Here is a 10,315-nt window from a genome sequence, read left to right as displayed (position 1 = left end):
GAACTGAAGGGGGACTCAGCATGACTAACGAGATTGCTATTATCAAAATCAAACGGCTGATCCTCAACATCGCCAAATACGCCCTGCTGATCTTTTCCGCCTTTGTGGCGCTGGTGCCCATCGTCTCCTGCGTGATCACCGCCTTCAAAACCGATGAAGAGTACGCCACCACCAACGTGATGACGCTGCCCGAAAGCTGGCTCAACTTCGATAACTTTGTGATCGCCTGGCAGAAGGCCGATATGGGCCATGCCTTCCTGAACAGCTTCATCGTGCTGGTCTGCGTGCTGGCCGGCAGTGTGCTGATCTCTTCCATGCTGGCATACGTGCTCAACCGGTTCAAGTTCCATGGCAATACCCTGATCCGCAACCTGTTCACCATCGCCACCCTGATCCCCGGTATTGCCACCCAGGTTACCGTCTACCAGATCATGACCTCGCTGCACCTGATCAACTCTCTGCCCGGTTACATCATCCTGATGATGGGCACCGACGTTATCACCATCTACATCTTCCTGCAGTTCTTCGAGAATCTGCCCGTCAGCCTGGACGAAAGCGCCATTCTGGACGGCTGCAGCTACTTCGGGGTTTTCTTCAAGATCCTGCTGCCGCTGCTCAAGCCGGCCGTGGTTACCAGCGCCATCCTCAAGGGCGTGGGCACCTACAACGAATACTACATGGCCAACCTCTACCTGCAGGATAAGACCAAATACCAGGTGGTCTCCACCTCTCTGTACGTATTCTCCGGCCCCATGGGCAGCCAGTACAACTACATCTGTGCCGGCGTGCTCATCACCATCATCCCCGCACTGATCATCTTCCTGCTCTGCCAGGATCAGATCTACAGCGGCATGGCCGCCGGTGCGGTCAAAGGCTAACGCCTCTTCCGGCGTGCCGCGGCCCCGGGCTTATCGGGGCTGCCCGGCCGCCTATCACTCATCAGGAGGGTCCCTTCTATGAACACTGTCAAACTGTACTGCGACGCCCTGCCCAACATTCCCTGGCAGGATAAACCCGCTGACTGCGCCGGTCCGCTCTGGCGCTATACCGAAAACCCCGTTATCCGCCGCAACCCGCTGCCCGGTGTGGCCCGCATCTTCAACTCCGCCGTCATGCCCTACGAGGGTGCCTACATCGGCGTGTTCCGCGGCGAACAGACCAACGGCATTCCCTTTATCTACCTGGGACGCAGCAAGGATGCCATCCACTGGGATATTGAACCGGAAAAGATCCAGTTCGTCAACGAGGCAGGGGAGCCCTTCATGCCGCCCTACGCCTACGACCCGCGCCTGGTCAAGGTTGAGGACACCTACTATATCATCTGGTGCCAGGACGCCTACGGCGCTGCCATCGGCATGGCCAAAACCACCGATTTCAAGACCTTTACCCGGGTGGAAAATCCCTTCCTGCCCTTCAACCGCAACGCGGTGCTCTTCCCCCGCAAGATCAACGGCAACTTCAAGCTGCTGTCCCGTCCTTCCGACTCCGGCCATACGCCTTTCGGTGATATCTACATCAGCGAAAGCCCCGACATGAAGTACTGGGGCTGCCACCGCCATGTGATGGGCAAGGGCAGCAACTGGTGGGAGAATGTGAAGATCGGCGGCGGCGCCGCACCCATCGAGACCAGTGAAGGCTGGCTGCTGTTCTACCACGGCGTTACCGGCACCTGCAACGGTTTTGTGTACTCCATCGGCGGCGCCATCCTGGACCGCGACGAGCCCAGCAAGGTGCTCTACCGCTGCGGCACCTACCTGCTGACCCCCGAAACCGAGTACGAGGAACGTGGCTTTGTACCCAATGTCTGCTTCCCCTGTGCCACCCTGCAGGATGCCAAAACCGGCCGCATTGCCATCTACTACGGCTGCGCCGACAGCTATGTGGGTCTGGCTTTCACCACGGTGGACGAAGTGGTGAGCTACATCAAAGCGCATGACAACGCCAACGACGACGATCGTTCGCTGGGCCTGCGCTGAGAAGGAGGCGAGTGGTATGCGCATTGCACAGGCAGCACAACAAATGCTGACCGGCACCATCCTGCCGTTCTGGATGAATCTGCGCGACGACGAGCACGGCGGCTACTACGGCCTGATGGATTTTGATCTGCAGGTGGACAAAACCGCCGAGAAAGGCTGCATCCTGAACAGCCGCATCCTGTGGTTCTTTGCCCAGGCGGCCCTGGCCACCGGGCGGCAGGACCTGAAAGACCACGCCGCCCACGCCTACCGGTTCCTGCGGGACCATTGCCTGGACAAGGAGTACGGCGGTGTGTACTGGAGCCTGACCTATGACGGGCAGCCGCTGGATACCACCAAGCACACCTATAACCAGGCCTTTGCCATCTATGCGCTGGCGTCCTACTACCGCCTGACCGGTGAGGCCGAAGCATTGGAATCCGCCCGGCAGCTGTTCAGAATCATCGAGAACCACTGCACCGACGCGGAAGGCTACCTGGAAGCCTTTACCCGGGACTGGCAGCCCGAAAGCAACGAAAAACTCAGCGAAAACGGTGTGCTGGCCGCCAAGACCATGAACACGCTGCTCCATGTGTTTGAGGGGTACGCGGGCCTGTATGAAGCAGCCCCCGAAGAAATCGTGGGCCGGGCCATGCGCCGCATCCTGGGCATCTATGCCGATAAGATCTATGCCCCCGACCTGCACCGGCAGCTGGTATTTTTTGACGAACACTACCATTCCATCATTGATCTGTACAGCTACGGCCACGACATCGAATCCAGCTGGCTCATCGACTGGGGCTGCGCGCTGCTGGGTGACAAGGACCTGACGGCCCGCATTGCCGCCATCAACAGCGACCTGGCCCAGGCGATTCTGCACAAGGCTTACCGCAATCACTCGGTCATCAACGAGTGCGAGCGGGGCAAGGACGATCTGACCCGCGTATGGTGGGTACAGGCCGAGGCTGTGCTGGGGTTTGTGAATGAATACCAAAAATCCGGCCGGGCGGAATATGCCGCGGCGGCTGCCGATGTCTGGCATTACATCACCGAACATGTGGTGGACCACCGCCCCGGCGGCGAGTGGTTCTGGTGCCTGGACGACAATGCCCGGCCCAGTGACCGCCGCCCCATTGTGGAGCCGTGGAAATGCCCCTACCACAACGGCCGCATGTGCCTGGAACTTATGAGGAGGGACCCCGATGTCCAAGTGTGATCTGCACCCTGAATATTACCGCCAGAAGGCGAAACTGGAAGCGCTGCTGGCCCGCCGCAACGTGGTGGACGACAGCTTTTACAACGGCATCTATGACCGGTGGCAGTACCCTGTGCTGACCCGGGAGATGATCCCGCTGGAATGGCGTTTTGATCTGAACCCCGCCACCAACCCCTATTTTATGGAGCGGTTGGGCGTCAACGCCGCTTTCAATGCCGGAGCTATTGAACTGAACGGCAAATACTATCTGGTGGCCCGGGTAGAGGGCAACGACCGCAAGAGCTTTTTTGCGGTGGCGGAAAGCGATTCTCCCGTGGATGGCTTCCGCTTCTGGGAAAAGCCCGTGGAACTGCCCGATACCGAACCTGACGAAACCAACGTCTATGATATGCGCCTGACCAAGCACGAGGACGGCTGGATCTATGGTGTGTTCTGCTCCGAAAGCAAGGACACCAAAAATCCCGACCTGAGCGCGGCGGTGGCCGCGGCGGGCATTGTGCGCACCAAGGACCTGAAAACCTGGGAGCGGCTGCCCAACCTGGTGACCAAGCGCAGCCCCCAGCAGCGCAACGTGGACCTGCTGCCGGAGTTTGTGAACGGCAAGTACGCCTTCTATACCCGCCCCATGGACGATTTCATCGATACCGGTTCGGGCGGAGGCATCGGCTTTGGCCTGTGTGAGGATATCACCCACGCCGTCATCGACGAGGAAATCATCACCAGCCCCCGCCGTTACCACACCATCACCGAGGCCAAGAACGGCGAAGGTGCCACCCCCATCAAGACCGAAAAGGGCTGGCTGCACATTGCCCACGGCGTGCGCAACACCGCCGCCGGACTGCGGTATGTGGTGTATCTCTTCGTCACCGACCTGAAAGAACCCTGGAAGGTCATTGCCGAACCCTCCGGCTTCCTCATCGCGCCCCGTGACTGGGAGCGTGTAGGCGATGTATCCAACGTGGTGTTCACCAACGGCGCCATTGCCCGGGAGGACGGCAGCGTCTACATCTACTACGCCGCCAGCGATACCCGGCTGCATGTGGCCACCACCACGGTGGACAAACTGCTGGACTTTGCGTTCAACACCCCGGCGGACCCGCTGCGCAGCCGTGACTGTGTGGCCCAGCGGTGCGAACTCATTGAAAAAAATCTTGCTTACCTGAAAGAAGGGAAGTAAAATGAAGCTGCAAGCGGCTGCTGTGTTCAGCAGTGACATGGTGCTGCAGCGGGAAACGGCGGTTCCCGTATGGGGGGCCGCCGTGCCCGGTGCTGCGGTCACCGTCCGCCTGACGCCCGGCGGGCTTTCTGCCCGGACCGTGGCAGATGCAGATGGGCACTGGATGCTCACGTTGTCCCCGCAGCCTGCGGGCGGCCCCTTCACCATGGTGCTGCAAAGCGGGGCGGATACCCAGACCTTTACCGGCGTGTATTTTGGCGAAGTCTGGCTGGCCGGCGGGCAAAGCAATATGGAATTGCCTTTGTCCGGTTCGCGGGACGGGGAAACCGTGCTGGCCGCTTGCCATGATGAACTGCTGCATTTTTACGAGACCCCCAAGGTCACCACGACGGCAGCGGCCGAAGCTGCCCCCAGCCGGTGGCAGATCGTAGGGCCGGAAACCGCCGCCAATCTTTCGGCGGTGGCCTACTACGCCGCCCGGGAACTGGCCCATGCCCTGCATGTCCATGTGGGCATTCTGGAATGTTTCTGGGGCGGTACCTACGCCCATTGCTGGCTGCCGCGGGAGCAGCTGGCCACCTTCCCCGAAGGCCGTCGCCGCCTGGCCTGGTACGATGCCCGGGTAGGGGACAAGACCGACGAAGCGTTCGAAGCCGAATGCGCAGCCTACCAGGCGGAGGTGGACAGCTGGAATGCCCGCATTGCCGCCCGCCGTGCTGTGGAACCGGACGTGAGCTGGACGGTGCTGAACGAGGAGTGCGGTCTGTATCCGTGGCCGCCGCCCGCCGGTCGCACCGGCTTCCAGCGGCCGGGCAATCTGTACGAAAGTATGCTGCGCCGCGTCTGCCCCTATGCCCTGCGGGGTTTCTGGTACTATCAGGGGGAACAGGACGAGGAATGGCCCCGGGACTACGAAACGGAACTGACCTGCCTGGTGCGCCGCTGGCGCGCCGACTGGCAGGATGCCGATGCCCGGCTGCCCTTTTTGCTGGTGCAGCTGCCCATGTATGCTACCGGCGCAGGGGAGAACAGCTGGCCCATCCTGCGGGACGCCCAGGCCGCTGTGGCCCGGCGGGAACCCAATGCGGGGCTGGTGGTACTGGCGGACCTGGGGGAGGCGGATAACATCCACCCCGTGGATAAAGCCCCGGTGGGCCGTCGGCTGGCACTGCTGACGCTGGAGACGGCCTATGGCCGCCCCGTTGCGGGGCACGCGCCCCAACTGGCCGGAGCGACCCGGCAGGGCGAAAAGGCGATCCTGCGTTTTGCCCACGTTGCCGGCGGGCTGAAGCTGGCCGGGGAACCTTCCGGTTTGGAACTGGCCGGTACAGACGGCAACTTTGTGCCGGCGCAGGCTTATGCCGTGGGGGATACCGTTACCCTGCACAGCCCAAAAGTGCCGCACCCCGCCTTTGTGCGGTATGCCTGGTATAACTTCGGTCCGGCCCGGTTGTACGGCGGGACCGGGCTGCCCGCCGTCCCCTTTGGGGCTACACCGCTTATCTCTGTCTGATTCCGGGAGGAATGACCCATGAAAAACAACCACCTGCCCGATTCTCCCTTCTTCCGTTTTATGGATGTGGTCGGGGATGTCTTTTTGCTGAATCTCTGCTGGCTGGCAGGCTGCCTGCCGGTGGTCACGGCGGGAGCTTCCACAACGGCGGCTTTCTCGGTGGCCGGTAAAATGGCAGCCGGGCAGGAATACCGCGTTTTTCATGATTACGGCACAGCTTTCCGGCGTGATTTTGCCCTTTCCACCCGCACCTGGCTGGTGATGGTGGTGCTGGGCCTGCTGCTCTGGTTTGACTATCAGCTGGGGCTGGCCAAATCCGGTTCCCTGGGCGGCATCCTGATCGCATCCGCCTCGGCATTCGGGGTGATCTGGATGGCTGCGTTGGGCGGTGGTTTTGCCCTGCTGGGGCGCTTTGCCTACCGCCGCGGCCGGGATGCCATGAAGGACGGCCTGCGCCTGTGCCTGGCGCGCCCCCAGGCGGCGCTGGTCTGGCTGGTGTTCATGGGTACGCTGCCGGTACTGTACGGCAGTACCCCCCAGCTGTTCTGGTACCTGTTCCCCCTGTGGCTTCTCATCGGGGGCGGCACCGCAATCGTGCTCACTGCGCGGCTTCTGCGGCCTGCCTTTGTGAAAATCGAGGAAGGGCAGCACTAAAAGCCGGGCTGCCGCGCTAACCCCGCGACGGGGGCGGGCGCCAAGAAAAAACAAGATACAGCCGGGCGACCCACTGCCGGTGTGCAGTGGGAATCCCGGCTGATTTTTACGCTACCACAAGGAGCGACCCATTATGATTGCTTACGATCCAACAAATCATACCTGTGCGCTGCATACTGCTCACACCACCTATCAGCTGGCGGCAGATGCCGACGGCCGGTTGCTGCATCTCTATTACGGTCCGCGTGCCGGTGCCTTCCGCACGGTGCCGCCGCCCCATAATGACCCCGGATGCTGGCCGGACCTGCTGCCCCAGGAATGGCCTGCACCCGGCCTGGGCGATAACCACACGCCCTTTTTTGCCCTGGACTGGGCCGATGGCTCCCGTGCCGCGGATCTGCGTTTTGCCGGGGCGGAAGTCTGTTCCGGTACAGAACCGCTGCCCGGGCTGCCGTCCTTTCATACCGGCGGCGAGACGCTGCGCGTGACGCTGCAGGACCCGCGGGGATTGACGGTAACATTGCTTTACGCCGTGTTTGAAGATTGTGACCTGATCACCCGTGCCGCGGTGGTGCAAAATACCGGCACGACGCCCCTCACCCTGCAGGGAGTGCCTTCCGGCGTGGTGGATTTCGGCCGCAAAGATCTGGACCTGATCACCTTTGACGGTGCCTGGGCAGGGGAGCGCACCCCGTTCCGTGCTCCGGTACGTCCCGGTGTGCAGAGCGTGGGCAGCGTGGGCGGTATTCCCACCCATGCACACAATCCCGCTGTGGTGCTGTGCGCCCCCGATGCTACCGAAACCTCCGGCGAATGCTGGGGTGCCGCGCTGGTGTACAGCGGCAATTTCCGGATTCAGACCGAGCGTACCACCGCAGGCATCCGGCTTTCGGCGGGCATAGAACCCTACGGGTTTGCCTGGACGCTGGCACCCGGGGAATGTTTTGTTACCCCGGAACTGGCGCTGGTATACAGCAGCCGGGGCCTGGGCGGGATGAGCCGCTGTTTCCATAACGCTGTGCGCGGCCACCTGCTGCGCGCACGCTGGCAGGATCTGACCGCAGCCCGGCCGGTGCTGCTGAACAGCTGGGAAGCCTGTTATTTTGACTTCAACGAAGAAAAGCTGCTCACGCTGGCCCGGGCCGCCAAAACCGCCGGTGCCGATCTGTTTGTGCTGGACGATGGCTGGTTCCGTGGCCGCAACAGCGATACCACCAGTCTGGGTGACTGGGCTGCCGATACAGCCAAACTGCCCGACGGCGTGGCAGGGCTTTGCAGTAAGATTCGGGCCTTGGGGCTGGAATTCGGCATCTGGGTGGAACCGGAAGCCGTCAGCCCCGACAGTGACCTTTTCCGTGCCCATCCCGACTGGGCGCTGCAGATTCCCGGCCGCGATACGCTGGAAATCCGCCACCAGTACACCCTGGATTTTTCCCGCGCCGATGTGCGGGAAGGCATCTGGCAGCAGCTTACCGAACTGCTGGACAGCTGCCCCATAAGCTACCTTAAATGGGATATGAACCGCAGCCTGGCCAATGTGTGGAGCGCAGCCCTGCCTGCTGACCGCCAGGGCGAAGTGTACCACCGCTATGTGCTGGGCCTGTATGAGCTGCAGCAGCGCCTGGTGGACCGTTACCCCGACCTGCTGTTGGAAAACTGTGCCGGCGGCGGTGCCCGGTTTGACCTGGGCATGCTGTATTACAGCTCGCAGATCTGGTGCAGCGACAATACCGACGCCCTGGACCGCCTGATGATCCAGTACGGCACCAGCTTTTTCTACCCGCCCTGTGTAATGGGGGCCCACTATTCCACCGTGCCCAACCATACCACCGGACGCACCGCCAGTGTGGAAGCCCGCATGGCAGCGGCGCTTTCGGGCACGTTCGGGTTTGAACTGGACCTGACCCGCTATACGCCGGCGCAGTTGGCTGAATTGCGTCCCTTTGTGGACTTCTACCGGGCGCATGGCGCCTTGCTGCGCACCGGCAGCCTGTACCGGCTTTGCCCGCCGGACGGCAGCGGCGCCGCCTGGGCCATTGCGGCACCGGATGGCAGCGAAGCGGTGGTCTTTGCGTCGGACCGTGCGTTGGATGGGCGCTGCCTGGTGCTGCCCTTTGCCGTGCCCGGCAAAATGTATCGCGCCCATATACGGGCTACCGGCCAGGAACTGCAAAACCACCGCTGGGACGGCGAGGAACTGGCGGTCCATGGCCTGCCGCTGCCGGACCTTCGGGCAGACTTGCCGGGGTATCTTTGCTATTTACAACAGGAGGACTGAACCATGCAAACTGTACATGGCATCAACTTTGCTCCCTTTTCTCCCCGCGGCGCGTTGGCGGGGGAAGCCGTCCGCGATGAGCTGCGCCGTATGCACCGGCTGACCGGGGCCGATACCGTGATTTTCTGTCCCGGTGCCGTGCAGGCAACTCCGTTTACCGAAACCATTGATTTTACCGGTGCCCATACCACCGCCGATGAGGAACTGCTGGCCATCACCCGGGCTGCCAAAGACCTGGGGCTGCGGGTATTCTGGAAACCCACCGTCAACTGTCTGGACGGCACCTGGCGTGCCCACATCAGCTTTTTTGACCACGACGTTCCCTGTGAACCCAAGTGGGGGCCCTGGTTTGCCGGGTATACGGCATTTCAGACCCACTTTGCGGCGCTGGCACAGCAGGCCGGGATCGAGCTGCTGATCCTGGGCTGCGAGATGACCAAGACCGAACACCGGGAAGAGGAATGGCGCGCCTGCATCTCCTCGGTGCGCAGTGTCTACGACGGCGCCGTGGCTTATAACTGCGATAAATACGGCGAAGCGTTCGTGCCCTGGTGGGACGCGGTGGATGTGATGGCGTCCAGCGGCTATTACCCGGTGGATGCCATCGGGGAAAATCTGGACCGCATCCGGCCGCTGGTGGAAAAGGCGGCCAAACCTTTCTTCTTTGCCGAGGCAGGCTGTATGCGGGTGCGTGGGTCCGCGCAGGTCCCCAACGACTGGACCCTGCAGGGCGAACCCGATGACGAGGAACAGAACCGCTGGTATCAGGCGCTGTTTGCGGTTATGGAAACCCGACCCTGGCTGCGGGGTGCCGCCCTGTGGGACTGGCCTTTGGATGCAGCGCATGACAATCCCTATGCGTTCAGCCGGGCCCCGGCCCTGCAGACCATCCGTTCGGCCTGGAACCGGGAGCAGAAATAAAAAAACAGCCTCACCGCAGCGTGAGGCTGTTTTTTAGTGCTGCCCGTTTTGGGTAAGGCAATACAAAAGCCGCAGGCCTCCCAAAAGGGAGGCCTGCGGTTCTGAAAAAAGAGAGAGAGGTGCTGCTGCCGACAATTTATCGGAAGCAGATTATTGGTCTTTTTGCTGGTTCTTTTCTTTCAGGTAAGCAATGTTTTTCTCCACCTGCTTTTTGCCCAGGGGGTAAATCAGGGCCAGGGCCAGCGCCAGCGCCAGCAGTACAAAGCCCGCGGCGGGCACCGGGCAGGTGATGTTGTAAATGCCGTCCAGAACAGTGGCATCAAAGGCGGTGGCGCTGGTATAGCCGATCATGGTCAGCATGGTGCCGCTCAGGCTGGAGGAGGCAGCCTGGCCCAGCTTACGGGCGAAAGAATACACCGAGTAGATGGTGCCGTCGGTGCGCTGGCCGGTGCGGACTTCGGCGTCATCGATGACGTCGGTGATCATGGCCCAGCAGACCACGTTGAAGAAGGCGATGCCCATGTAAGCGATGAGGTAGAGCACGATCCAGACGATCAGGTTATCGGTGTGCAGCAGGAACGCCACAAACAGAGCGGCGGCA

General features: G+C 61.7%; 9 protein-coding genes. 8 read left to right on the top strand and 1 reads right to left on the bottom strand.

Annotated features, from left to right (window positions below):
* The first annotated feature begins 20 nt into the window (after positions 1-20).
* The 8 genes from H6B10_RS09525 (at position 21) to H6B10_RS09490 (ending at position 9,714) form a co-directional block, all read left to right on the top strand.
* Positions 21-878: a carbohydrate ABC transporter permease gene (locus H6B10_RS09525; RefSeq protein ID WP_207751604.1), complete on the top strand. Its 858-nt coding sequence runs from the start codon at positions 21-23 to the stop codon at positions 876-878.
* Between the two features lie 78 nt (positions 879-956).
* Positions 957-1,976 carry a glycoside hydrolase family 130 protein gene (locus H6B10_RS09520; protein ID WP_204651389.1) on the top strand — a complete coding sequence of 340 codons (1,020 nt, stop codon included), beginning with the start codon at positions 957-959 and terminating at the stop codon, positions 1,974-1,976.
* A gap of 16 nt (positions 1,977-1,992) precedes the next feature.
* Positions 1,993-3,171 carry an AGE family epimerase/isomerase gene (locus H6B10_RS09515; protein ID WP_204651388.1) on the top strand — a complete coding sequence of 393 codons (1,179 nt, stop codon included), beginning with the start codon at positions 1,993-1,995 and terminating at the stop codon, positions 3,169-3,171.
* Positions 3,158-4,348 carry a glycoside hydrolase family 130 protein gene (locus H6B10_RS09510; RefSeq protein ID WP_204651387.1) on the top strand — a complete coding sequence of 397 codons (1,191 nt, stop codon included), beginning with the start codon at positions 3,158-3,160 and terminating at the stop codon, positions 4,346-4,348. Before H6B10_RS09515 ends, H6B10_RS09510 begins: the two co-directional genes overlap by 14 nt.
* A 1-nt stretch (position 4,349) precedes the next feature.
* The gene (locus H6B10_RS09505; RefSeq protein ID WP_204651386.1) at positions 4,350-5,861 is read left to right on the top strand and encodes a sialate O-acetylesterase; all 1,512 of its coding nucleotides are present in this window, start codon (positions 4,350-4,352) and stop codon (positions 5,859-5,861) included.
* Positions 5,862-5,879: 18 nt separating this feature from the next.
* Positions 5,880-6,515, top strand: a complete 636-nt coding sequence (locus tag H6B10_RS09500; protein WP_204651385.1) for a YesL family protein — start codon at positions 5,880-5,882, stop codon at positions 6,513-6,515.
* A 133-nt stretch (positions 6,516-6,648) separates the two neighbouring features.
* Positions 6,649-8,793 carry an alpha-galactosidase gene (locus H6B10_RS09495; protein ID WP_204651384.1) on the top strand — a complete coding sequence of 715 codons (2,145 nt, stop codon included), beginning with the start codon at positions 6,649-6,651 and terminating at the stop codon, positions 8,791-8,793.
* 3 nt (positions 8,794-8,796) lie between these two features.
* A complete protein-coding gene (locus tag H6B10_RS09490) occupies positions 8,797-9,714 on the top strand; it encodes a glycoside hydrolase family 113 (RefSeq protein WP_204651383.1) in 918 nt (305 codons plus the stop codon).
* 150 nt (positions 9,715-9,864) lie between these two features.
* Here the strand turns inward: H6B10_RS09490 and H6B10_RS09485 are convergent.
* Positions 9,865-10,315: MFS transporter (locus H6B10_RS09485; protein WP_204651382.1), on the bottom strand; the 451-nt coding region annotated here is incomplete at its 5' end.

Origin of the sequence: Gemmiger formicilis (genome assembly GCF_016901605.1) — a bacterium.
In the GTDB taxonomy this organism is placed as follows: domain Bacteria; phylum Bacillota; class Clostridia; order Oscillospirales; family Ruminococcaceae; genus Gemmiger; species Gemmiger formicilis_B.
Note: the sequence above shows the minus strand (reverse complement) of the source record. Positions and strands in the feature narration are given on the sequence as shown.

Excerpts from the sequence above, each read along its gene's own strand:
- H6B10_RS09520 (WP_204651389.1), top strand. The coding sequence starts at position 957 with ATGAACACTGTCAAACTGTACTGCGACGCCCTGCCCAACATTCCCTGG.
- H6B10_RS09525 (WP_207751604.1), top strand. The coding sequence starts at position 21 with ATGACTAACGAGATTGCTATTATCAAAATCAAACGGCTGATCCTCAAC.
- H6B10_RS09515 (WP_204651388.1), top strand. The coding sequence starts at position 1,993 with ATGCGCATTGCACAGGCAGCACAACAAATGCTGACCGGCACCATCCTG.
- H6B10_RS09510 (WP_204651387.1), top strand. The coding sequence starts at position 3,158 with ATGTCCAAGTGTGATCTGCACCCTGAATATTACCGCCAGAAGGCGAAA.
- H6B10_RS09500 (WP_204651385.1), top strand. The coding sequence starts at position 5,880 with ATGAAAAACAACCACCTGCCCGATTCTCCCTTCTTCCGTTTTATGGAT.
- H6B10_RS09490 (WP_204651383.1), top strand. The coding sequence starts at position 8,797 with ATGCAAACTGTACATGGCATCAACTTTGCTCCCTTTTCTCCCCGCGGC.
- H6B10_RS09495 (WP_204651384.1), top strand. The coding sequence starts at position 6,649 with ATGATTGCTTACGATCCAACAAATCATACCTGTGCGCTGCATACTGCT.
- H6B10_RS09505 (WP_204651386.1), top strand. The coding sequence starts at position 4,350 with ATGAAGCTGCAAGCGGCTGCTGTGTTCAGCAGTGACATGGTGCTGCAG.